The sequence below is a fragment of the Nonomuraea sp. NPDC023979 genome (assembly GCF_040639085.1).
GTDB lineage: Bacteria > Actinomycetota > Actinomycetes > Streptosporangiales > Streptosporangiaceae > Nonomuraea > Nonomuraea ceibae.
In genome coordinates, this window is sequence record NZ_JBEZZG010000002.1 from 55953 (window position 1) to 78836 (window position 22884).

The window sequence follows — 22884 nt, forward strand, 5'->3', positions numbered from 1 at the left end:
ACACCATAGTTGCGCTTGGAACACTCGTAAGTCTACGACTTCCGCCGAGGGCTCCGGATTACCTTGGGGTTTCTGATCGCCCGTCTTCAGGAAAGCGACCTTACCGGCATTGCACACCCCCTGGTCCAGCAGGGATATCAGGCGTGATCCAGGGCGGAAAAATCTTCGCCGAGATCAGACCGCCCCTTTGCCTCAGGGGTACAGGAGCCTTATCCCGAACCGGAGGAGCGTGCCATGCCGCAGAAGGTAACCGCCGTCCTCTCCGCCGCGCTGCTGGCAGCGACCTGCCTGGTGGCCTGCGGCGACGACGGCGAGCGGGCGGCCGACGAGATCACCGTCTGGACCGAGGAGAACCTCGAGGACCGGATGGCCGTCCAGCAGAAGATCATCGACGAGTTCACCCAGAAGACCGGCATCAAGGTCAAACTGGTCGGCGTGGCCGAGGACCAGTTCAGCCAGGTGGTCACCTCGGCGGCGGCGGCCGGCGACCTGCCCGACGTGATCGGCGCCCTGCCCCTGGCCTCCGTCCGCGAGCTGGAGTCCAACGAGCTGCTCGACACCGAGACCCCCGCGAAGATCGTCGACCAGCTCGGGCGCGACACGTTCTCGGCGCGCGCCCTGGAGCTCGACTCATCCGGCGGCAGGCTGCTGGCCGTGCCCAGCGACGGCTGGGCCCAGCTCATCCTCTACCGCAAGGACCTGTTCGAGAAGGCCGGGCTGCGGCCCCCCGACACCTACGAGGCGCTGCGGGCCGCCGCCGCCGAGCTCAACACCGGCGGCGTCGCCGGCATCACGCTGGCGGTCGCCCCCAAGGACTCCTTCACCGCGCAGAGCTTCGAGCACGTCGCCCTGGCCAACGGCTGCCAGCTCGTCGACGGCTCCGGCAAGGTGGCGCTCGACTCGCCGCAGTGCGTGCGCGCCTTCGAGTTCTACGGCGACCTGGCCAGGAACCACTCCGTCAAGGGCATGCAGGACGTCGACTCCACCCGGGCCACGTACTTCTCCGGCAAGGCCGCCATGATGATCTGGTCGTCGTTCATCCTGGACGAGCTGGCCGGGCTGCGGAAGGACGCGCTGCCGAGCTGCCCGCAGTGCCGCGAGGACCCGGAGTGGCTGGCCGCGAACACCGGCGTCGTCACCGCGCTCAAGGGCCCGGACGGGAGCGCCCCCGCCCAGTTCGGCGAGGTCGTGTCCTGGGTTGTCATGCGTGACGCCGCCACGGACCAGGCCGCGAAGTTCGTCGCGTACATGATGAACGAGGGCTACGAGCGATGGATCGGGATGGCCCCCGAGGGCAAGTTCCCCACCCGCGAGGGGTTCGCCGACAAGTGGCAGGCGCTGCCCGCCGGGGTCGACACCAAGAAGCCGCTGGCCGACGTCTACCCGGCCGAGGTGCTGGAGGCGCTGCGCACCAGCCCCGGCACGTTCGCCCGCTGGGGCATCCCGCAGGGGCAGGGCAAGCTGGTCGGCGCCACGATGGGCGAGCTGCCGGTGCCCAAGGCGCTGGCCGGCGTGGCCGACGGCTCGCTCACCCCGCAGGCCGCCGCCGCGCAGGCCAGGACCGAGGTCGAGACCATCAAGCGCGGGATCCGCGAATGAGCCGCGGACGCACGCTGCGCGAGCAGGAGGGGCGGGCCGGGCTGGCGCTGATCTCGCCGACGCTCGTGATCACGCTGGTCGTGGTGGTGCTGCCGCTCCTGTGGGCGATCATGCTGGCGTTCCAGGACGTCCGGCTGATCAACATCCGCCAGGCGGGGCTGTTCGGCAACTACACGCTGGAGAACTTCACGTACGTGATCTCCGAGCCGGGGTTCTGGTCCGCGCTGGTCAACACGCTCGTCTACACGGTCGCGGGCACCGCGCTGTCGATCGTGATCGGGCTGGTCGCGGCGCTGGCGCTGCGCGACAGGTTCCGGCTGCGGACGCTGGTCAGGGCCTCGATCCTGATCCCGTACGTGGCTCCGGTGGTGGCCGTCGCGTTCCTGTGGGAGACGATGCTCAATCCCCAGTACGGCATCGTCAACTCCTGGCTGGACGAGCCGATCGCCTTCCTCACCCAGGCCCGGGGCACGTTCCTGGGCCTGGAGGTGCCGGTGGCGCTGCTGACGGTGATCGCGTTCGAGGCGTGGCGCTACTTCCCGTTCGCGTTCCTGTTCCTGCTGGCCAGGCTCCAGGCGCTGCCGGCGGAGCTGGACGAGGCGGCGGTGGTCGACGGGGCCACGCCGACGCAGCGGTTCCGCTACGTGATCATGCCGCAGCTCTGGCGGATCATCGCGCTGCTGTCGGTGCTGCGGTTCGTCTTCACCTTCACCAAGTTCGACGACGTCTACCTGCTGACCGGCGGCGGGGCGGGCACGGAGGTGGTCAGCGTGCGGGTCTACAACTTCCTGACCGCGCGCGACGACATCGGGGCCTCGGCGGCGCAGGCGATCGCGCTCGCGGTCGTGCTGGTCGTGTTCCTGGTGCTCTACCTGCGCTTCTTCGGAGGTGGCGAACGTGAGCAGGGATAGGTTCGAGCGGGCGCTGCTCAAGGTGCTCAGGCCGCTGGTGATCCTCTTCCTCTTCGTGATCACCGCGTTCCCGTTCTACTACATGGTGATGCTGTCGTTCCGGGACATCCAGGAGCTCATCCTGGACCCGGGCTCGCTGTGGCCGGCGACGTTCACGCTCGACACGTACGCGAACGTGCTGGACCGGCAGGGGTTCCTGATCTTCATGCGCAACAGCGCGATCGTGGCCGTCGCCTCGGTGGCGGTCACGCTGCTGATCTCGATCCCGGGGGCGTACGCGGTGGCGCGGCTGCGCTTCTTCGGGCGGCGGCAGGTGCACTTCCTGTTCCTGGCCGTCTACCTGTTCCCGGCGATCGTGCTGGCCATCCCGCTGTTCGTGCTGTTCACGATGCTCGGGCTGCGGGGGTCGCTGGTCGGCCTGATTCTCGTCTATATCGCGCAAACCGTGCCAGTCACGGTATACATGCTCCGCAACTACTTCGAGACCGTGCCGCAGAGCGTCGAGGAGGCGGCGGCGATCGACGGCTGCACGCGCCTGTCGACCATCTGGCGGGTGGTGCTGCCGCTGTCCAAGCCGGCGCTCATGGCCACCGGTCTCTACGCGTTCATGATCGCTTGGAACGAGTTCCTGTTCGCCCTTCTCTTCCTGGTGGAGAGGCGGGAGAGCTGGACGGTCTCGCTGGGGCTCTCGCAGCTCGCGGGCAGCATCGAGATCCCGACCACGGTGCTCATGGCGGGATCGGTGGTGCTGACGCTGCCCATCGTGATCGTCTTCTTCGCCAGCGAGCGATTGCTGACGGAGGGGCTCACGGCAGGAGCGGAGAAGGGATAGACCATGCTGACGGCAGGGCAGGTCCTCCAGCTCATCCGCGACGGCTCCTGCCGCACCCGCAAGCAGCTCATCGAGTTCACCGGGCTGTCCCGGTCGACGATCACCGACCGGGTGGACCGGCTCATCGAGGCGGGCTACATCCACGAGTCGGGTGTGGCGTCCTCCGGGGGCGGGCGGCCGCCCTCGGTGCTCGACATCGACGCCGGCAGCCGGCTCGTGCTGGTGGCCGATCTCGGGGCCAGCCACGCCCGGGTGGCGCTGACCGACCTGGCGGCCCGGCCGCTGGCCGAGGAGCACACCGAGATGCGCATCGAGCGCGGCCCCGACGCGGTGCTGTCCTGGGTGCGGGAGGCGTTCCGGCGGCTGCTCGACCGCACCGGCCGCCCGGCCGCCCAGGTCTGCGGGATCGGCGTGGACCTGCCGGGCTCGGTCGACCACACCTCGGGCCGGGCCATCCGGTCGTTCCTCATGCCCGGCTGGGACGACCACCCGATCGGCCCGGCCGTCGGGGCGGACTTCGACGTGCCGATCCTGGTGGAGAACGACGCCAACGCGATGGCGCTGGGCGAGTGGTGGTCGTCGTGGCGGCACACCGACGCGCTCGTCCTGGTCAAGGTGTCCACCGGCATCGGCACCGGCATCGTGCTCAACGGCGGCATCTACCGGGGCGTGGAGGAGGCCGCGGGCAACATCGGCCACGTCCGGCTGCACGAGGCCGACGACCGGGTGTGCACGTGCGGCTCGCGCGGCTGCGTGGCGTCCCTGGCCAGCGGTCACGCGGTGGCCGCCGATTTGGGCATGGAGACCAGCCGCGACGTGGTCCGCCTGGTGCAGGCGGGTGACCCGGCGGCCATCGCGCGCACCCAGGAGGCCGGGCGGACGCTGGGCATCGTGCTGGCGACCGCGGTCAGCCTGCTCAACCCGGGCGTCCTGGTGCTGGCCGGCGACATGGCCGAGACCGGCGAGCACTACCTGACGGGCATCCGGGAGAGCGTCTACCGGCGCAGCCTGCCGTACACGACCCGCAACCTGGAGATCGTCACGAGCTCGCTGGGCGACCGGGCGGGCATCGTGGGCACGGCGGTGATCGTCATGGAGCACGTGCTGTCGCCGGAGGCGGTCGACGCGGCGCTGGCCGCCTCAGGCGGGCCGGCCCGCCCCGATCTGGCCGGCTAGCTCGGCCCTGGCGGTGAGCAGCGACGGCCCGTACCAGGTGAGCAGCCGCCCGCTGACCAGCGCGCACGGCAGGCCGGGGAAGCACTCGGGGCCGTCGTCCGCGCTGAAGGCGTACGGCTCGTCGGGGAGCACGACCAGGTCGGGCCGGGCCTCGACGAGCTCGGCGAGCGGGATCTTGGGGTAACGCTCGGGGTGGCCGGCGTACAGGTTGTCGACGCCCAGGCGGGCGAGCACGTCGCCGGTGAACGTGTCGCGCCCCGCCACCATCCACGGCCGCCGCCAGACGGGCACGATCGCGGTCCGGCGCGGCCCCCGGTGCGGCTCGCGCCAGGCCCGCTCGGCCCGGACGAGCCAGTCCGGGCGGGGCACCCGGCAGGCCAGCTCGAACATCCTGGCCAGCGAGGCGAACGCCTGGTCCACGGTCTCGATCCTGGTCACCCACACGGCCAGCCCGGCGGCGCGCATGGCCTCGAGGTCGGGGGGCCGGTTCTCCTCGGCGTTGGCCAGGACCACGTCGGGGCGCAGCGCGGTGATCGCGGCGAGGTCGGGGTTCTTGGTGCCCCTGATCCTGGTCACATCCAGGCCGGGCGGGTGCGAGCACCAGTCGGTGGCCCCGACCAGCGCTTCGGGGACGGTCGCGGCGACCGATTCGGTGAGCGACGGCACCAGTGACACGATCCGGCCCACGGCGGCGGGCACGGGGACGCGTACCCCGGTGTCATCGACAAATTCGACGGAATCGCTCACAACAACACCCTAAATCCCCCCACGAAGGGATACATATCCATACAATCTTGAAATGTGAATCTGGGGGATCACCAGCACGAACCTCGGGGCTTCGATCCGACCAAGCCCAACGTCGCCCGGCTGTACGACTATTACCTGGGCGGCAAGGATCATTTCCCGGCCGATCGCGAGGCGGCCGAGCGCATCCTGAAGGTGGCGCCCGAAGTGCGGGCCGCCGCCCGGGCCAACCGCGCCTTCCTCGGCCGGGCCGTGCGGTTCCTGGCCGGCGAGGGCATCAGCCAGTTCCTCGACATCGGCACCGGGCTGCCGTCGCAGGGCGCCGTGCACGAGGTGGCCAACTCCGTCTCGCCCGGCAACCGCGTCGTCTACGTGGACCGCGACCCGGTCGTCATGGTGCACGCGCGGGCCATGCTCGCCTCCGACACCGACACGGTCGCCGTCGAGGGCGACCTGCGCAAGCCCCGGCAGATCCTCGACGACCCGGTGGTGCTGGACACCATCGACTTCAACCGGCCCGTCGGCGTGCTGCTCGTGGCCGTCATGCACTTCATCGCCGAGTCCGACGACCCGGCCGGCATCCTGCGCACGCTGCGCGAGGCCATGGCGCCCGGCAGCTACCTGGTCCTGTCCCACGGCACCAGCGACGCCCGCCGCGCCGCCGTCCGCAAGGGCACCGAGGTCTACCGCAACGCCACCGCACCGCTGACCCTGCGCGACCGGGCCGGCATCGCCGCCATGTTCGACGGGTTCGACCTGGTGGACCCGGGACTGGTGTGGCTGCCCGAATGGCGTCCCGGCGAGACCGACGCGATCGACTTCACCGACGATCCCGCCTCGTCGCTCATCCTGTGCGGCGTGGGCAGAAGGGCCTGAGGCGATGCGGATCGGCCTGGCCGCGCCGCAGTACGGCAGGTTCGCCTCGCTGGAGAGCCTGCGCCTGGTGGCGCACGAGGCCGAGGAGATGGGCTTCGCGAGCCTGTGGGTGGGCGACCGGCTGCTGACGCCGCTGGAGCCCAAGGACCGCTATCCCGGCGGCGACGGCTCGATCCCCGAGGCGCACGGCGTGTTCCTCGACCCGTTCGCGGTGCTGTCGGTGGCCGCCGCGACGACCTCGCGCATCCGGCTCGGCACCAGCGCGCTCAACGCCTGCTGGTACGCTCCCCCGCTGCTCGCCCGCTCGCTGACGACGATCGACCAGCTCAGCGGCGGCCGGCTGGACGTGGGGCTGGGGCTCGGCTGGTCGTCGGACGAGTACGCCGCCGTCGGCGTGCCCTGGAAGTCGAGGGCCTCCAGGTACGAGGCCACGCTCGACGCGCTGGAGGCCATCTGGCACACCGACCCGGTCGCCTACAGCGGCGAGCTGTGGACGGTGGCGCCCAGCCGCATCCACCCCAAGCCGGTCGGCCGCCCGCCGCTGCTGCTGGGCGGGTTCGCCCCCGACGCGCTGCGGCGCATCGGCCGCCGGGCCGACGGCTGGCTGACCGCCTCGCTGCCGATCCGGATGCTGACCTCGATGTGGGGCACGGTGCTGCGGGCCGCCGAGGAGGCCGGCCGCGACCCGGCGGCGCTGCGCATGGTGCTGCGCGCCAACCCGGTCGTCGAGGCGGGCGGCGCGCCGCCCAGGAGCGGCACCGTGGCGCAGATCGCCGCCTATCTGGACGAGGCGGCGGCGGCCGGGGTCCACGAGTGCGTCCTGGACCTCCAGCACACCGCCGAGAACGCCCCGCACCTGCTGGAGCTGGCCGGGGAGTTCAGGTCCTACGTGAGCGCGGCCAGCGCGGCGTCGTAGTCGGGCTCCTGGGTGATCTCCGGGACGAGCTCGGAGTAGATCACGTTGTTGGCGCCGTCGAGCACGACCACCGCGCGGGCGGCGAGCCCGGCCAGCGGGCCGCTCTCCTGGGCCACCCCGTAGTCCTTGAGGAACGAGCGGCCGCGCATGAGCGACAGCGTGGTGACGTTGTCGAGGCCCTCGGCGCCGCAGAACCGCTTCTGGGCGAACGGCAGGTCGGCCGACACGCAGAGCACGGCCACGCCGGGGTGCTCGGCGGCGATCTGGTTGAAGCGGCGCACGGAGGCCGCGCACACGCCGGTGTCGACGCTCGGGAAGATGTTGAGCACCTTCACCGCGTCGCCGAAGTCAGCCAGCGTGCGGTCGGAGAGGTCGGCGCCGACCAGGCTGAACCCGGGCGCCGGGTCGCCCTGCTTGGGGAAGGAACCGCCCACGATGATGGGGTTTCCCTTGAACGTGACGTCGGACATGAAGCCTCCTGATGGCAGTGGAATCCCGCGTCCGGATCTTATCGTCCGCCGTCAGGCCCAGCCGTTGCGGGCGGCGTGCCAGCCGAGCTGCACCCGGGTGCGGGCGCCCGCGAGGTCCATCAGGGCGCGGACCCGGCGCTGGAGGGTGCGCAGCGACAGGTCGAGCTGGCCCGCGACCGCCTCGTCGGTCAGCCCGGCCAGCAGCAGGCCGAGGATGTTCCTGTCGAGCTCGCCGATCGCGGCCTCGCGCTCCTCGGCCAGCTCGCCGGAGGCGTCCACGCGCAGCGGGTAGGCGCGCTGCCAGATCGCCTCGAACAGCGCCTCGACCGCCGTGAGCAGGCCGCTGCGGTGCAGCAGCACGGCGGCCGGCTCGCCGCCGGGATCGGTGGTGAGCGGCACCAGGGCCAGCTCGCCGTCGGCCATCATGAGCTTGATCGGCAGCTTGTCGGACACCCTGACCTGGACGCCCTTGCGGATGGAGGCGATGATCCCGGCCGCCACGCGGGGCGTGGCCAGCACCTCGCGCTCGACCATCACCAGATACTCCACGCCGCGGTCGACGACCTCCTCCTCGGCCGTGTTGTCGTCCGGCGTCACGGCCACGAACGGCGCCGTGGAGAACGAGCGCACCCGCTTGTCCGCGGCCCACTGGATCTGCAGGAAGCGCTGGCGTACCGCTTCGACGCCGGTCACGACCTCGATGAGGTCGCCCACGGCGCGGTCGACGGCGGCCATGCGGTGCTGCTCGGCGAGCGCGACCAGGGCCAGTTCGGCGGTGCGCAGCTCCTCGCGGCGGGCGGTGAGCAGGCCGCCGAGCGCGACGGAGGGCGGCGCGGCGACGTGGCGGGCGGGGACGCCGGGCAGGCGCGAGACCAGGCCGCGCCGGACCAGGGCGGCCAGGTCCTCGGCGACGGCGGTGACCGGCCTGCCGAGGGCGGCGGCCAGCTCGGCGGCGGTGCGGGGGCCGTCGATCAGGCGGCGGTAGGCGAGCTCCTCACCGGCGGTGAGCCCCAGCGCCTCCAGCACGGCGTCCCCCTCCTTCTGATCGCCGATCAGTATGGGAGAGAAGACAGGGCCGAAGGCGACAAAGCCACCTTCGGCCCCGAATCGTGACAGCACGGTTATCCAGCCGGCGAGCGCCCCTAGACGTTGCGCCTGTACTGGCCTCCCGCCTCGAACAGCGCCTCGGTGATCTGACCCAGCGAGCACACCCGGGCCGCCTCCATCAGCACCTCGAACGCGTTCTCCTCCGACATCGCCGCCTCCCGCAGGCGGGCCAGCGCCGCCGGGGCCTCGGCCCGGTTGCGCTCGTGGAAGGCGTGCAGCCGGTCGAGCTGCGAGCGCTTCTCCTCCTCGGTGCCCCGGGCCAGCTCCAGCTTGTGCGGGCCCGGCTCGTCACCGCCCGGGTTGCGGAACGTGTTGACCCCGATGATCGGCAGCGACCCGTCGTGCTTGCGGGTCTCGTACAGCATGGACTCGTCCTGGATCCGGCCGCGCTGGTAGCCGGTCTCCATCGCGCCCAGCACGCCGCCCCGGTCCGACAGCCGCTCGAACTCGCGCAGCACCGCCTCCTCCACCAGGTCGGTGAGCTCGTCGATGATGTACGAGCCCTGCAGCGGGTTCTCGTTGCGCGCCAGGCCCCACTCCCGGTTGATGATCAGCTGGATGGCCATGGCCCGGCGCACCGAGTCGGCCGACGGGGTGGTGACCGCCTCGTCGAAGGCGTTGGTGTGCAGGCTGTTGCAGTTGTCGTAGACGGCGATCAGCGCCTGGAGGGTGGTGCGGATGTCGTTGAAGTTCATCTCCTGGGCGTGCAGCGAGCGGCCCGAGGTCTGGACGTGGTACTTGAGCTTCTGCGACCGCTCGCCCGCGCCGTAGCGCTCGCGCATGGCCACCGCCCAGATGCGCCGGGCCACCCGGCCGAGCACGCTGTACTCGGGGTCCATGCCGTTGGAGAAGAAGAACGACAGGTTCGGCGCGAAGTCGTCCACGTTCATGCCCCTGGCCAGGTACGCCTCCACGTAGGTGAAGCCGTTGGCCAGGGTGAAGGCGAGCTGGCTGATGGGATTGGCCCCGGCCTCGGCGATGTGGTAGCCGGAGATCGACACCGAGTAGAAGTTGCGCACCCCGTTGCGGATGAACCACTCCTGGATGTCGGCCATCATCCGCAGCGAGAACTCGGTGGAGAAGATGCAGGTGTTCTGGCCCTGGTCCTCCTTGAGGATGTCTGCCTGGACCGTGCCCCTGACCGTGGCCAGGGTCCGGGCCTTGAGCTCGGCGGACTCGGCCTCGTCGGGCTCGCGGCCGTGCTCGTCGCGGAAGCGCTGGAGCGCCTGGTCGACGGCGGCGTTGAGGAAGAAGGCGAGGATCGTCGGGGCCGGGCCGTTGATCGTCATCGAGACCGAGGTGTTGGGCGCCGACAGGTCGAAGCCGTCGTAGAGCACCTTCATGTCGTCGAGGGTGGCGATCGACACCCCCGAAGTGCCCACTTTTCCGTAAATGTCGGGCCGGAGGTTGGGGTCGTTCCCGTACAGCGTCACCGAGTCGAACGCCGTCGACAGCCGGGTGGCCGGCTGGCCCTCCGACAGCAGCTTGAAGCGCCGGTTCGTGCGGAACGGGTCGCCCTCGCCGGCGAACATCCGCGTCGGGTCCTCATCGTCCCGCTTGAACGCGAACACCCCGGCCGTGAACGGGAACCGGCCCGGCAGGTTCTCGCTCCGCAGGAACCTGAGCAGCTCCCCGTGGTCCTCGTAACGCGGCAGCGCCACGCGCGGGATGCGGTTGCCCGACAGGGTCTCGCGCCACAGCGGCGTGTGGATCTCCCGGTCACGCACCTTCACCACGAGCTCGTCGGCCGTGTACTGCTCCTTCGTGGCGGGCCAGCTCTCCAGCAGGGCGCGGCTCTCGTCGCTCAGCTCCGCCTCGGCCCGCGCCGACAGCTCGTCGAGGCGGTCGTCCTCCAGCAGCGCGCTCACGGCGGCGAGCTGCTGGCGGCGGCGGGCCACCTCCATCTGGGCCCGCGTCTCCTCGTGGTAGCCGCGCACGGTCTCGGCGATCTCCGCCAGGTAGCGGACCCTGGCCGGCGGCACGATCGCCGCCGACGCCTGCGACGTGCGCCCGCGCACCGGCGCGAGCAGCCCGGGACCGGCCGGCATGCCCTTGTCCACCAGCAGCTCCTTCAGGTGCTGGTAGAGCGCGGTCACGCCCGCGTCGTTGTAGCGGGCCGCGATCGTGCCGAAGACCGGCATCTCCTCCGGCGAGACACCGAACGCCTCCCGGTTGCGCACGAGCTGCCGCCGTACGTCACGCAGCGCGTCCTCGGCCCCGCGCCGCTCGTACTTGTTGATCACCACGGCCTCGGCGAAGTCGAGCATGTCGATCTTCTCCAGCTGCGAGGCCGCGCCGAACTCCGGCGTCATCACGTAGATCGGCACGTCCACGTGCGGCACGATGCCCGCGTCGCCCTGGCCGATGCCCGGCGTCTCCACCACCACCAGGTCGTAACCGGCGGCCCGGCAGGCGGCGATCACGTCGTCCAGGCAGGCCGGCACCTCGTTGGCGGCCCCCCGGGTGGCCAGGGAGCGGAAGTACGTCTGCGGGCTCAGGCTGTTCATCCTGATGCGGTCGCCGAGCAGCGCGCCGCCGCCCCGCCGCCGCGTCGGGTCGATGGCGATGACCGCGATGCGCAGCTTGTCGTCGTTGTCCACGCGGAGCCGGCGCACCAGCTCGTCGGTGAGCGACGACTTGCCCGACCCGCCGGTGCCCGTGATGCCCAGCACCGGAGCCGAACGGCCCGCCGCCCGCACCCCCTCGACCAGCCCGGCCGGCGCCCGGCCCGCCTCGATCAGCGTGATCGCCCTGGCCAGCGCCGCCTGGTCGCCCGACACCACCGCCTCGACCGACGGGGCCTCGTCCAGCTCGACGTCGCACTCCTCGATCAGCTTGTTGATCATCCCGGGCAGCCCGAGCCGCTGCCCGTCCTCCGGCGAGAAGATGCGCGTGACACCCCGCTCGTGCAGCAGGTCGATCTCGTCCTGCACGATCACCCCGCCACCGCCGCCGTACACCTTGACGTGCCCGGCGCCGCGCTCGCGCAGCAGGTCCACCAGGTAGGAGAAGAACTCCACATGCCCGCCCTGGTACGAGCTGATCGCCACCCCCTGGACGTCCTCCTGGATGGCGGCTGTGACGATCTCGTCCACCGATCGGTTGTGCCCAAGGTGGATCACCTCGGCGCCCTGGGTCTGCAGGATGCGCCGCATGATGTTGATGGCCGCGTCATGGCCGTCGAACAGCGCTGCCGCTGTCACGAATCGGACCGGGTTGACCGGAACGTGCACGCCTGATCACTCCTTCGTGGGGCCCTGATTCGAAGATACTAGGACGTCCTACTAATTCCCAAGGTGCCCTGGTGGGTAGGGGTGAAGCATGCGTGCGATCACATTCGTGCCGGGCAAGCAAGGCACGCTCGGCGTCACAGAGGTTCCCGAGCCGGAGCCGGGGGCAGGCGAACTGCTCGTCCAGGGCCTCGCACTCGGCATATGCGGCACCGACCGCGAGCTCATCTCCGGCGAGTACGGCTGGCCGCGCCAGGAGCCCATGATCCTCGGCCACGAATCACTCGGCCAGGTGCTCCAGGTTCCCGACGGCTCCGCCTACTCCCCCGGCGACCTCGTCGTCGGCGTCGTCCGCCGCCCCGACCCCGTACCCTGCGGCGCCTGCGCCCGCGGCGAGTTCGACATGTGCCGCAACGGCGAATACACCGAACGCGGCATCAAGGAACGCGACGGCTACGGCAGCGAACGCTGGACCGTCGAAGCCGCCTACGCCGTCAAGATCGACCCCGCGCTCGGCACCCTCGGCGTCCTCGTCGAGCCCGCCTCCGTCGTCGCCAAGGCCTGGGAGCACATCGAGGCCATCGGCTCCCGCGCCTGGTTCGAGCCCCGCACCGTCCTCGTCACCGGCGCCGGGCCCATCGGACTGCTCGGCGCCCTGCTCTCCCGCCAGCGCGGCCTGGAGGTCCACGTCCTCGACCGCGCCGCCGACGGCGTCAAACCCGCCCTTGTCGCCGACCTCGACGCCACCTACCACGCCGCCAGCGACCTCAAAGCCGTCGGCTTCAAACCGGACATCATCCTCGAATGCACCGGCGCCGGGCCGCTCGTCTTCGACGCCATGCTCAACACCGCCGAAGCCGGCATCGTCTGCCTCGCCGGCGTCTCCGCCGGCGGCCGGCCCATCAGCGCCGACGCCGGGCAGATCAACCGCGACATCGTCCTGGAGAACGACGTCGTCTTCGGCACCGTCAACGCCAACCTGCGCCACTACCGCGCCGCCGCCGACGCGCTCTCCCAGGCGGACCCCGCCTGGCTCGAACGCCTCATCACCCGCCGCCTCCCCCTGGACCGCGCCCCGGAAGCCCTCGAACGCGGCCAGGACGTCAAGGTGGTCATCGACCTGATCACCTGACCCACCCCGCCGTACGGCCGATCCCTCCCCCCAGAAGGGTCCACCCGCCCGAAGCCGAGGCAACCGGGTACGCACCCGGGCGCGCCCTCCCCCCGGAAGGGCCGCCCCGAAGACGCCGCACCGCCCAGCGGCCACCGCCCCAGCGGGCACCCGCACCCGGGCACGCCCCCGAAGGGGCCCCATCTCAGGATGCCGCGCCACCCACCGGTGCCGTACCCGGGCACTCCTGCCCCGGGAGGGTTCTACCGGGAAGTGGGTCAGGGGTTGGGGTTGTAGGGGTGGCGGCGGGTGGGGGTGGCGCCTACGGGGACGCGGGGGGCCGCGGGGTCCGCGGACGGCGGCTGGGTGGGCTCCGGAGGTGCGGGGGGCGTTGGCGCGTTCCAGGGGCCGGTGAGGCGGCGGTGGTGGCCCGCGCGGCGGCCGGCGACGCGGAAGGAGACCACGACGGTGGTGACGATGATGACGGCGAGCAGCGCCAGCGGCCCGCCGAGGGCGTCGAAGGGCGAGGCGGCGGGCGGGTCGGCGCGTTCGCGGAGGGGGAACGGCTGCTGGCTGGAGCGGATCTCGCTCAGCTCGGCGTTGGCCTTGACGACGCGCGGCAGCCCGTACCCGACGACCTTGTCGGTTTCGCGGACCTTGCGCTTGAGCCAGACGCGGTCCACGTTGGCCTCGATGGTGTGGATCTTCTTGCCGGCGACGCGTTCGACGATGCCGACGTGGTCGACGCCCTTGTAGCTGTCACCGCCGCGCCAGTCGAAGAAGACCAGGGCCCCCGGTTCGGGTTTGCGCGTCCAGGCGCCCTGCTTGATGAACCAGACCGCATGGGAGGGTGTCCAGGCGAACTGGCCGACGTATTCGCCGATGCCTGCCTTGTCGGCGGCCCAGGCGATGAACATGTCGCACCAGGCGGCGTTCTTGTACTGCGGATCCTGCACCCGGTCGGCATACCAGTGGCCGAACTTGGTGTGCTGGCCGGACTTCTCCCGGTAGCCGAGTTCCTTACGGACGGTGGCGAGTAACTCTTCCGCGATCGGGTCCAGCTCGACTCCCCCCAGAAATGTGGCAGATCATGATGGACTGTAATAGCGACATCACGACCACGCGCAGAGCATTCCGAAAGTGTCTAGCCATGAGGGGAAATAACGGTCTTGTGGCTGGTGGGACAGGAGTCCGGATTACGCCCCGGCGCCTACCCGGAAGACCTGCGTGTCGCCCGCGCCCGCCGCGACGACGTCGGCCACGATGACCGTCACGTTGTCGGGCGAACCGCCCTCGTTGGCAAGATCGATGAGCCTCTGGACGGCCGCCGCCGGGTCTGCCACCGTGGTCAGCACCTCGTGCAGGACCTCGGGCCCGAGCACGGTGGTGAGCCCGTCGGAGCAGAGGAGATAGCGATCGTCCGGGTCGGCCTCGCGCAGTGCCATGTCGGGCTCCGCCCTGCCCTCGCTGCCGAGGACGCGCAGCACCATCGAGCGGCGGGGGTGCACGGCGGCCTGGTCCTCCGTGATGCGCCCTTCGTCCACCATCGACTGCACAAGTGTGTGATCCTTGGTCATCTGGTAAAGAGCACCATCGCGAAGCAGGTATCCGCGGGAGTCGCCCAGATGAGCCAGAGCGAACCGGTAGCCGTCCCACAGCATGGCGGTGACCGTGGTGCCCATCCCCCTGCGCGCCGGGTCGATGTCGGCCAGCTCGACCAGCCTGCGCGCGGCCTCGTGCACGGCCCCTTCGAGCGCGGCCTCCAGGTCGGTGCCCGTCTCGGGAAGCGTGGCGTCCAGCTCGCGCATCACCGCGATCGCCGCCGAGCTCGCCAGCTCGCCCGCGGCGTGCCCGCCCATCCCGTCCGCCACCACGAGCAACCGGCCGCTCGCATAGCCAGAATCCTCGTTCTGCTCCCTGCGGCGGCCCACGTCTGATCCGGCGGCATAGCGGATGTTGTGCTTCATACCTGCAGTAAATCACTGGTTGAAAGACTTCACAAGCAGATGCGCTGAAGACTCGGTTGAACTAGTCTGACCCTCATGAGCCACGACCCGACCCTGAACGCCGGGGACATCGCCCGGCTCGCCGGTGTCGGGCGTGCCGCGGTGAGCAACTGGCGCCGCCGCCACGACGACTTCCCCGCCCCCATCGGCGGAACCGCCAACCAGCCCCTCTTTTCACTGCCTCAGGTCGAGGACTGGCTGCGCCGCTATGGGAAGTCCTACCAGGTCTCCCTGGCGGATCGGGCATGGCAACGCCTGAAAGCCGCGGGCGATTTGCGGCTCGGCGAGGTCGTCGCCCAGGCCGGGGCGCTGCTGACCACCGGTGAGAGCGAGCTGGAGCCCGAGTCGGCCTCGCTCGTGTCGGAGCTGGCCGAGCGACATGGGGCGCTGACGGCGTACGAGTTCCTGGTGGAGCGCTATCTGGAGGCCCACTCCCGGCAACTGTCGGTCACCCGCGACGACGTCGCGGAGCTGATGGTCCGCCTGGTGCCGCCGGGCGAGGACGTGCCGCGCGTGCTCGACCCCGCCTGCGGGGTCGGCACGCTGCTGCTGGCGGCCGGCGACGCGCGGGTGCTCGGGCAGGAGCTGAGCGAGACGTCCGCCGCCATCGCCACCGCGCGGCTGCGCCTGCGCGGGGCCGAGACGACGATCGTGGCGGGCGACGCGATGCGTCACGACGGCTTCCCCGGCGACCGGGCCGACGCCGTGCTGTGCGACCCGCCGTTCAACGAGCGGGCCTGGGGCTACGAGGAGCTGGTCGGCGACCCCCGCTGGGAGTACGGGCTGCCGCCACGCGGCGAGCCGGAGCTGGCCTGGGTCCAGCACTGCCTCACCCACGTCAGGCCGGGCGGCCTGGTCGCGATCCTCATGCCTCCGGCCGCCGCCAGCCGCAAGGCCGGCCGCCGCATCCGCGCCAACCTGCTCAGGGCGGGCGCGCTGCGCGCGGTCATCGCGCTGCCGGGCGCCGACCTGTGGCTGCTGCGCCGCCCGGCGGCCGGTGAGCGCCCGCCGTCCGACGTGCTGATCCTCGACGCGTCCGCCGACATGTCCGTCGTCGAGCCCGCCTGGCGCGCCTACCTGGCCGACGGCTCGGGCCAGGCGGTGCGGATCATCGACCTGCTGGCCGACGAGGTCGACATGACCCCGGCCCGCCACCAGCGCCGCGACGACGTGGGCCGGGCCTTCGCCGAGGCGCGCGACCGGTTCCTGGCCGCCGCCGCCGCGCCGCCCGACCTCAAGGTGCTCGACGAGCCGCTCGACCAGCCCGCCACCACGATCGGCGACCTGATCAAGGAGGGCCTGGTGAGCGTGTTCCAGGCGCCGCCTCGGATGGCCGCTGAGGGCGGCGACGTGCCCGTGCTCACGGCCGACGACGTGGCCGGCGACGCGCCGCCGTCGGGCCTGACCACGGCCCAGAAGGGGCTGGTGGCCGTCGAGCCGGGCGACGTCGTGGCCTCCTACTCCAGCGTGCGCGTCGTGGCGGGCGGTGGGATGGTGCTGGGCCCCCACCTGACGCTCTACCGGGTCGACGCGCGGCGGCTCGACGCCGACTTCCTGGCCGGGTTCCTGCGGGCGGCGGGCAGCCGGGCGACGACCGGTTCCAGCAGGTTCGACGTGCGGCGCACCCGCCTGCCGAGGCTCCCGCTCAAGGACCAGCGGGCCTACGGCGAGGCGTTCCGGCAGCTCGCCGTGCTGGAGGACGCGCTGCGGGAGACGTCCGCGCTGGGCCAGACGCTGATCCGGCTGGGCCTGGACGGGCTCACGGGCGGCCACCTGCACCCGCAGTCCTGACGGTGTAGTTTTTCCCGGAAGGATGCGGGAGGGGGGACTTGTGGTCATCGGCGACCGCTATGAGCTCGACGACCTCCCCCTCGGCCAGGGCGGCATGGGCGCCGTCTACGCGGGCCACGACCGTCACCTCGACCGGCGCGTGGCCGTCAAGCTCCTCCGCCTGCCCAGCGGCCCCGACCAGGAGCTGGAGCGCCGGTTCATCCGCGAGGCCCGCATCCTGGCCAGGCTGGAGCACCCCGGCGCGCCCGTCCTGTACGACTTCGGCACCCACGAGCAGCGGCTCTTCCAGGTGATGCAGTTCATCGAGGGCGTCACGGTGGCCGACGTGGTGAGCGAGCACGGGCCGCTGCCGGTGCCGTGGGCCGTCGCGATCGCCGCCCAGGCGTGCGCGGTGCTGTCGGCGGCGCACGCGCTGGCGATCTGCCACCGCGACCTGAAGCCGACGAACCTGATGCTCTGCCCCGACGGCAGCGTCAAGGTGCTGGACTTCGGCCTGGCCATGCTCCGCGACGCCGACGTGACGACGTTCACCCGCATCGGCCAGATCCTCGGCACGCCCGCCTACATGGCCCCCGAGCAGATCCAGCACGGCATCGCCGAGCCCCGCAGCGACCTCTACGCGCTGGGCTGCGTGCTGCACGAGATGCTGACCGGCAGGCAGCTGTTCACCGGGCCCACCGACTACGTGGTGTTCGAGAAGCAGGTCAAGGAGCGTCCGCCCGCCGTGCCCGGGGTGCCCGCCGGGCTGGGCGCGCTGCTCGGGCAGCTCCTGGAGAAGAACCCGGGCGACCGGCCCCGCGACGCCCACGAGCTCTACCGGCTGCTGGAGCCGTTCGCGGTGTCGCTCCCGATGCTGCCGGGCTTCCTCGCCCGGTCCCCGAGCCCGGGGCGCATGTACGCCCGGATGGTGGGGCGGGTGCTGAGCTGATGGAGGCGTTCGAGGAGCACCGTGACCACCTGTGGGCCGTTGCGTACCGGATTCTCGGCACCGTGGCCGACGCCGACGACGCCGTGCAGGAGACGTGGCTGCGCTGGCGGCAGGCCGACCGTCAGGCGGTGAGCGACGCGCGCGCGTACTTGACCACGGCCGTGAGCCGGGTCTGCTACGACCTGCTGACCTCCGCCCGCGCCCGCCGGGAGTCCTACGTCGGCGAGTGGCTGCCCGAGCCGGTCGTCGCCGAGCTCGGCCCCGAGGACCGGGTGACCCTGGACGATTCGGTCAGTCTCGCCCTGCTCGCCGTGCTGGAACGGCTCTCCCCGGCGGAGCGGACGGCGTTCGTGCTGCACGACGCGTTCGAGGTGCCGTTCGAGGAGATCGGCGAGATCCTCGGGCGCAGCCCCGGGGCCGTGCGGCAGCTCGCGTCGCAGGCCCGCGCGCGCGTGCAGGAGTACGCGCCGCGCGGCACCGCCGACCGCGCCGCGCACCTGAAGGTCGTGGAGGCGTTCGCGGCGGCGGCGACCTCGGGCGACCTGCCGGGGCTGGTCGCGGTGCTCGACCCAGGCGTGGTGTGGCGGGCCGACGGCGGCGGCGTGGTCACGGCCGCGGCGGTGCCGGTGGTGGGCTCCGATCGGGTCGCCAGGATGGTCCTGGGCATGGTCGAGCGCTGGTTCGACGGCATGACGGCCGAGTTCCTCGACGTCAACGGGGCTCCGGGCGTGGTCATCCGCGACGGCGACGGAGTCCCCGACAGCGTGATGGCCTTCGTGGTCTCCGGTGGCCGCGTCGTCCAGGTCGACGTCGTACGCAATCCCGCCAAGCTGCGCAACGTGTGACGCACCTCACTCAGACATCGGGTCCGCCGGCGCCGTCTCCCTTGCATGAACATCGTGGTCATCGGAGCGGGATACGCGGGTCTGACAGCGGCGCTGCGGCTGGACCGGACCCATCACATCACCCTGATCAGCGCCGAGGCGCACTTCACGCAGCGGATCCGGCTGCACGAGCTGGCCGCGGGCCGGCCGACCGTACGGGTCCCGCTGGCGGAGCTGACGCGCGGCACCGGCATCGAGACCGTCGTCGCCCGGGTCGCCGCGCTCGACCCCTCGGCACGCGTGGTGCGCACGGAGGACGGGCGGGAGTTCGGCTACGACACGCTGGTGTACGCGCTCGGCAGCCGGACCGACGTGCGCGTGCCCGGGGTGGCCGAGCACGCCTACACCGCCGAGTCGGCCGCCGCCCTGCGGACCCGGCTGGCCTCCGGCGGCGGTGACGTGGCGGTGGTCGGCGGCGGGCTGACCGGCGTCGAGATGGCGGCCGAGCTGGCCGAGACGTACCCGGCGTGGCGGGTCACGCTGGTGTCGGGGAACGAGCCGGTGCTGTCGGCGCGCGGCCGCCGGCACGTCGCGGGGGCGCTGTCTCGGCTCGGCGTCATCACCCGGTACGGGGTCCGCGCGTCGGGCGTGTCGGCGGGGACCGTCCACACCACCGACGGCGACATTTCCGCAGATGTCGTGGTCTGGGCGGGTTCGTTCACCGTCCCGACGCTCGCCGCCGAGGCCGGGCTGACCGTCGACGCCCGCGGCCGGGCCGTCGTGGACGCCACCATGCGGTCCGTGTCGCACCCGGACGTCTACGTCGTCGGCGACGCGGCGGCCGTCCGGATCCCCGGCGCCGGCGAGTCCCGCATGTCCTGCGCGGCCGGCATGCCCATCGCCGCCCACGCCGCCGACTCCGTCAACGCCCGCGCCGCCGGACGCCAGGCCAGGCCGTTCCGGTTCCGGTACCTCATCCAGTGCGTCAGCCTCGGCCGCCGCGACGGGCTCATCCAGTTCGTCCGGCACGACGACTCGCCCGTGGAGACGGTGCTGCGCGGGCGGGGTGCGGCGTTCGTGAAGGAGCTGATTTGCCGGTCCACGGTGGCATTCCTGCGCCTCGAACGTCGTCGGCCCGGGACGTACATGTGGGTGAAGGGCCCGAAGCCAGCACCTGCGGAAAGGTTGGCGGGGGCGCGCGCGTAGTTCGCCCCATCACTCGGCCGTCGACCTGGTTGCGGTCGACGGCCGAGTGCATGCAGGTTGCATGCTAAAATGCTTGCATGGGGACCATACAGATCAGGGATGTTCCTGACACGACCGAGCGGACACTGAAGGCGCGGGCGGAGCGCGAAGGCAAGTCCCTCACCGCGTTCGTACGCGACCTCCTGAACGAGGAGGCGGCCACGCCGACACTGGACGAGGTGATGGCCAGGATCGCCGCCGACGAGCCGGTGGCGTACGACCCCGACTTCGTCCGGGAGACCATGCGCGAGGGCGGCCGGTGAGCCTGGTCGTCGACGCCTCGATCGTCTTCCGCCTGCTGGCCAACGTCAAAGGCGACGACCTTCTCCGGCAGCGGCTGGCGCGGAAACTGCACGCACCGGCCCTGATCGACGTCGAGATCGCCTCCGTCGTGCGCGGGCATGTCATCACCAGCAAGCCCGAGGTGCGCATCTCCGAGGCGAGGGCCGAGATCATGCTGGAGCGCTACGCCCAGCTGAAGATCGTCCGCCATCCGATGCTGCCCCTGCAGCCGCGCGTGCTGGAGCTGCGCAACAACCTGACCGCCTATGACGGCATGTACGTGGCGCTCGCCGAACTGCTCGGGGTGCCGCTGCTCACCGACGACGCCAAATTCGCCGGCTCGACAGGCCACCGGGCCGAGATCCACCGCTACCCGCCACCGGCATAACCGCCTTCTCTTCAGGAAAGAAATGCTTTCCATCCTCATGCCTTCTGTGTAACCGGGTGACGGCCCGCAGTTCTGGATCAGCTCTTCGCGGGGTGCGAATCTTGGGGCGTCAACCGATGTTGTGAAGGAACGGTGGTCCGGTGTCGATCAGCTTCAGGAACCCCGAGGCGTTCGCCCGTACCGTGGGCATTTCCGCCGGCGCCGTGGCCACATTCAAGAGCATCGCCACTTGGGTCGCGGCGGCGTCGACCGTCGTGGGTGTCGTTGCCGTGGCCGCCGACATCATCAAGGCGATCATCGGCGGCAAAGACCCGATCCAGGAGGCACTCGACCAGATCCGCGAAGAAATCAAGAAGATCGGCGACCAGAATCACCGCACACTCATTTCCGATCGCCTGGAACGGGCTACCGGAACGCAGGGGCTCATCAAGGATGTCGCCGACGGAATTCGGTCCTTCGCGGCGGACCATTCCGCCCAGCACCGGCGCGAGCTGGTGAACGCCCTGAACGTGATGCGTCCCAAGCTTCTGGGGCATGCCATGCCCGAGGCCAATCTGCTGCCGTTCCATCCCGAGACCTACACGATGCTGTCCGGGAACCCGGCGCCGCACTGGATGATGGGCGGCGACCAGGTCTACGCCGGGGCCCATTTGATGGGCCAACCGGAAAGTGTGTTCGCGAGTTCCCTACCTCCCTCGGAGAGGTCGTGGCCGAACGAGACAAGAGTGGTTCCGGCGACCGTGTGGCCGGTCCAGGTCATGCGTCCGCTCTCCGCCTCCTACCATGATTGGCAGACACCGGACAGCCTCAATGCCAGCCATCTCCGCTGGGACGGGCGATTCCATGCACCGGTTCTGATGGCGGGAGCGCTCTGCTATCTCAATGGAATTCGCTTCGTCGAGCCCTATTTCCGTTCGACGGGACATGAGCGGGAGCGTCTGCTGGGCTTGATCGAGGCGCTTTCCCAGTTCGCCGCCGACTGGTACGCGCAGATTCTGGTCAGCGCGCCGATGCCCGCTCCGCATTTCGACCATGTTCCGGCGACCCCGTTCAGCGAGGAGCGGTATCTGCCCCGCTTCACGTTCTCCAGCTGGCCGTGCGGGGCGGCCGACCCGGCTTTCGGCACCAGTGCGTACCAGCCGGGGTGGTGGGTGCCCGATCCGGCGGGGTTCTCGACGGGGCTGATGGGCCAGGATCAGATGGGCGGGTTCTTCCGTGACCGTCAGGCATCGCTCAAATGGGTGTGCCGGAACAACGGGCTCAGCGACCTCTGGTCAGTGATCAACAGCTTGGGGCAGCTTCTCTTCCCTCCCCCTCAGTCGGAAACGCTGGGCATCTACGCGGACCGCGCCCAGACGGAGACCTTGAGCGCCCTCTCCACCGCACAGACCAGCGCGGAGACGTTCAACATCCTGGTCCCGCCCACCACGTTCGACGGCGTACGTGAAGCCCGCGCGGTGAAGGTACGGGTGCCGATCGCGATCCAGGCGAACCCCGGCCTGGACGGCGTACCGAATCTTCGCCGGCTCGCCTCCAGCGACGTCACGTTCGGCTACAAGGTCGAGTTGGTCGGCAACGACGGCACCCGGATCTCCGTGTTCGAGTCCCAGGTCCGCCGTCTGGAAGGCGAGGAGGGGCTGTGGCACACCGGCGACCCGGGACCGGCCGGTCTCAAGCCGGTGCCCCGCTTCGGCCCGGACCATGACGTCGAGCTGGAGACGGCGACCTACCTGCGTTTCGTCGATTCGTCCGGCGCGACCTACTGGACCGAGGAGGAAGGCGAAGGGCGGGTGCTCTTCAGCTGCCGGGTCCAGGTCAGCGACCCGGCGCACGACCCCATCCCGGGATTGGAGAAGGAGTGGCCGCCTCGCGGCGTGCTCTGGCTGGAGGTGACCAGCGAGAACGCGGCCAACCCGTCGTTCAGCGTGTCATTCGCCGTGACCGAGACGATCAGGGTTTCAGGGGACGGAACCCCCAGCGACGACGAACTCGTGACTTACACCGCGGAGGACTCCGTCTCCGTGGACGCCCAGGTCGCCGTGTTCCCCACGCAGTACTTCGAGCAGTACGAGGCGGAGCGGGAGATGTTCTACGCGAAGATGCAGGAGACCAACAGGAAGTATCGCCCGGTCAAGCAGATCTTCGACGTCGGACCGCCGGAGGAACTCATCGATCCCCTTGGTCCGCTGTACGGCCCCGACCACCTTGCGGGCATCACGCATCTCCTCGACGACCACGCCTCATCCTCCGCCGTCGTCGAGGAGATCCGCCGCGCCACGTCCGACGGGATCGAGGTCAACGCGTCGACGATCCGACACGGGATCGCGAAGGCCGTACACAGTCAGGCGAAGGCACACGTGAAGTCCGTACAGGTCGGGCGTTGGACCGCCGGGCCCGGCTGAGCCGCCCGGCGGGGCCTTCGCGTGGCGTGCGGACCGCGCCCCTCCT

General features: G+C 70.9%; 20 protein-coding genes. 14 read left to right on the forward strand and 6 right to left on the reverse strand.

Going from position 1 to position 22884, the window contains the following annotated elements; genetic code table 11:
• The first annotated feature begins 234 nt into the window (after window positions 1-234).
• The 4 genes from AB0G11_RS03625 to AB0G11_RS03640 are packed head-to-tail and all read left to right on the forward strand — an operon-like array spanning window position 235 to window position 4518.
• Complete coding sequence (locus AB0G11_RS03625) at window positions 235-1599, forward strand: extracellular solute-binding protein (protein WP_357583759.1); 1365 nt, start codon at window positions 235-237, stop codon at window positions 1597-1599.
• Window positions 1596-2510, forward strand: coding sequence for a sugar ABC transporter permease (locus AB0G11_RS03630; protein ID WP_357583761.1), 915 nt, complete (start codon window positions 1596-1598; stop codon window positions 2508-2510). Before AB0G11_RS03625 ends, AB0G11_RS03630 begins: the two co-directional genes overlap by 4 nt.
• Entirely contained in the window at window positions 2497-3342 is an 846-nt protein-coding gene (locus AB0G11_RS03635) for a carbohydrate ABC transporter permease (RefSeq protein WP_308125767.1), read from the forward strand. The genes AB0G11_RS03630 and AB0G11_RS03635 overlap by 14 nt, the downstream gene beginning before the upstream one ends.
• A gap of 3 nt (window positions 3343-3345) precedes the next feature.
• Complete coding sequence (locus tag AB0G11_RS03640) at window positions 3346-4518, forward strand: ROK family transcriptional regulator (protein ID WP_219505504.1); 1173 nt, start codon at window positions 3346-3348, stop codon at window positions 4516-4518.
• Here the strand turns inward: AB0G11_RS03640 and AB0G11_RS03645 are convergent.
• A complete protein-coding gene (locus tag AB0G11_RS03645) occupies window positions 4483-5265 on the reverse strand; it encodes a helical backbone metal receptor (RefSeq protein WP_357583763.1) in 783 nt (260 codons plus the stop codon). The two genes, AB0G11_RS03640 and AB0G11_RS03645, sit on opposite strands and share 36 nt — an antisense overlap.
• Before the next feature lie 54 nt (window positions 5266-5319).
• Between AB0G11_RS03645 and AB0G11_RS03650 the strand changes: the two genes are divergently transcribed.
• Window positions 5320-6138, forward strand: coding sequence for an SAM-dependent methyltransferase (locus tag AB0G11_RS03650; protein WP_357583765.1), 819 nt, complete (start codon window positions 5320-5322; stop codon window positions 6136-6138).
• 4 nt (window positions 6139-6142) lie between these two features.
• The gene (locus AB0G11_RS03655) at window positions 6143-7054 is read left to right on the forward strand and encodes a TIGR03619 family F420-dependent LLM class oxidoreductase (protein WP_357583767.1); all 912 of its coding nucleotides are present in this window, start codon (window positions 6143-6145) and stop codon (window positions 7052-7054) included.
• Here AB0G11_RS03655 and tpx read toward each other — a convergent pair.
• From tpx to icmF, 3 genes are all read right to left on the reverse strand, one after another.
• Window positions 7024-7524, reverse strand: a complete 501-nt coding sequence (gene tpx / locus AB0G11_RS03660; RefSeq protein WP_219505497.1) for a thiol peroxidase — start codon at window positions 7522-7524, stop codon at window positions 7024-7026. The genes AB0G11_RS03655 and tpx overlap by 31 nt on opposite strands.
• A gap of 51 nt (window positions 7525-7575) precedes the next feature.
• A complete protein-coding gene (locus AB0G11_RS03665; RefSeq protein ID WP_357583769.1) occupies window positions 7576-8550 on the reverse strand; it encodes a helix-turn-helix domain-containing protein in 975 nt (324 codons plus the stop codon).
• A gap of 116 nt (window positions 8551-8666) precedes the next feature.
• On the reverse strand, window positions 8667-11864 hold the full coding sequence (gene icmF, locus AB0G11_RS03670; RefSeq protein ID WP_357583771.1) for a fused isobutyryl-CoA mutase/GTPase IcmF: 3198 nt from the start codon (window positions 11862-11864) through the stop codon (window positions 8667-8669).
• An 88-nt stretch (window positions 11865-11952) separates the two neighbouring features.
• On the opposite strand from icmF, the gene AB0G11_RS03675 reads away from it, so the two are divergent.
• Window positions 11953-12993 (forward strand): glucose 1-dehydrogenase, encoded by a 1041-nt coding sequence (locus tag AB0G11_RS03675; protein WP_357583773.1) that lies wholly within the window; start codon window positions 11953-11955, stop codon window positions 12991-12993.
• Between the two features lie 257 nt (window positions 12994-13250).
• Here AB0G11_RS03675 and AB0G11_RS03680 read toward each other — a convergent pair whose 3' ends face one another.
• Together AB0G11_RS03680 and AB0G11_RS03685 are read right to left on the reverse strand one after the other, a co-directional pair.
• A complete protein-coding gene (locus tag AB0G11_RS03680) occupies window positions 13251-13928 on the reverse strand; it encodes a CHAP domain-containing protein (protein WP_357583775.1) in 678 nt (225 codons plus the stop codon).
• A gap of 240 nt (window positions 13929-14168) precedes the next feature.
• Complete coding sequence (locus AB0G11_RS03685) at window positions 14169-14939, reverse strand: protein phosphatase 2C domain-containing protein (RefSeq protein ID WP_219505488.1); 771 nt, start codon at window positions 14937-14939, stop codon at window positions 14169-14171.
• Between the two features lie 75 nt (window positions 14940-15014).
• Between AB0G11_RS03685 and AB0G11_RS03690 the strand changes: the two genes are divergently transcribed.
• The 7 genes from AB0G11_RS03690 to AB0G11_RS03720 all read left to right on the forward strand — a co-directional run bounded on the left by AB0G11_RS03690 (window position 15015) and on the right by AB0G11_RS03720 (window position 22838).
• Entirely contained in the window at window positions 15015-16769 is a 1755-nt protein-coding gene (locus AB0G11_RS03690) for an N-6 DNA methylase (protein ID WP_357583777.1), read from the forward strand.
• 40 nt (window positions 16770-16809) lie between these two features.
• The gene (locus AB0G11_RS03695) at window positions 16810-17697 is read left to right on the forward strand and encodes a serine/threonine-protein kinase (protein WP_219505484.1); all 888 of its coding nucleotides are present in this window, start codon (window positions 16810-16812) and stop codon (window positions 17695-17697) included.
• Complete coding sequence (gene sigJ, locus AB0G11_RS03700) at window positions 17697-18542, forward strand: RNA polymerase sigma factor SigJ (RefSeq protein ID WP_357583779.1); 846 nt, start codon at window positions 17697-17699, stop codon at window positions 18540-18542. The genes AB0G11_RS03695 and sigJ overlap by 1 nt, the downstream gene beginning before the upstream one ends.
• Before the next feature lie 45 nt (window positions 18543-18587).
• Window positions 18588-19727 carry an FAD-dependent oxidoreductase gene (locus AB0G11_RS03705; protein ID WP_357583781.1) on the forward strand — a complete coding sequence of 380 codons (1140 nt, stop codon included), beginning with the start codon at window positions 18588-18590 and terminating at the stop codon, window positions 19725-19727.
• A 77-nt stretch (window positions 19728-19804) separates the two neighbouring features.
• On the forward strand, window positions 19805-20029 hold the full coding sequence (locus AB0G11_RS03710; RefSeq protein WP_219505477.1) for a hypothetical protein: 225 nt from the start codon (window positions 19805-19807) through the stop codon (window positions 20027-20029).
• The gene (locus tag AB0G11_RS03715) at window positions 20026-20436 is read left to right on the forward strand and encodes a type II toxin-antitoxin system VapC family toxin (protein WP_219505476.1); all 411 of its coding nucleotides are present in this window, start codon (window positions 20026-20028) and stop codon (window positions 20434-20436) included. The genes AB0G11_RS03710 and AB0G11_RS03715 overlap by 4 nt, the downstream gene beginning before the upstream one ends.
• A gap of 140 nt (window positions 20437-20576) precedes the next feature.
• Window positions 20577-22838 (forward strand): hypothetical protein, encoded by a 2262-nt coding sequence (locus AB0G11_RS03720; protein WP_357583783.1) that lies wholly within the window; start codon window positions 20577-20579, stop codon window positions 22836-22838.
• Window positions 22839-22884 lie beyond the last annotated feature (46 nt).

Coding starts and splice junctions, on each gene's coding strand:
- AB0G11_RS03625 (WP_357583759.1), top strand. CDS start 235: ATGCCGCAGAAGGTAACCGCCGTCCTCTCCGCCGCGCTGCTGGCAGCG.
- AB0G11_RS03630 (WP_357583761.1), top strand. CDS start 1,596: ATGAGCCGCGGACGCACGCTGCGCGAGCAGGAGGGGCGGGCCGGGCTG.
- AB0G11_RS03640 (WP_219505504.1), top strand. CDS start 3,346: ATGCTGACGGCAGGGCAGGTCCTCCAGCTCATCCGCGACGGCTCCTGC.
- AB0G11_RS03655 (WP_357583767.1), top strand. CDS start 6,143: ATGCGGATCGGCCTGGCCGCGCCGCAGTACGGCAGGTTCGCCTCGCTG.
- tpx (WP_219505497.1), bottom strand. CDS start 7,524: ATGTCCGACGTCACGTTCAAGGGAAACCCCATCATCGTGGGCGGTTCC.
- AB0G11_RS03675 (WP_357583773.1), top strand. CDS start 11,953: ATGCGTGCGATCACATTCGTGCCGGGCAAGCAAGGCACGCTCGGCGTC.
- AB0G11_RS03685 (WP_219505488.1), bottom strand. CDS start 14,939: ATGAAGCACAACATCCGCTATGCCGCCGGATCAGACGTGGGCCGCCGC.
- AB0G11_RS03690 (WP_357583777.1), top strand. CDS start 15,015: ATGAGCCACGACCCGACCCTGAACGCCGGGGACATCGCCCGGCTCGCC.
- sigJ (WP_357583779.1), top strand. CDS start 17,697: ATGGAGGCGTTCGAGGAGCACCGTGACCACCTGTGGGCCGTTGCGTAC.
- AB0G11_RS03705 (WP_357583781.1), top strand. CDS start 18,588: ATGAACATCGTGGTCATCGGAGCGGGATACGCGGGTCTGACAGCGGCG.
- AB0G11_RS03710 (WP_219505477.1), top strand. CDS start 19,805: ATGGGGACCATACAGATCAGGGATGTTCCTGACACGACCGAGCGGACA.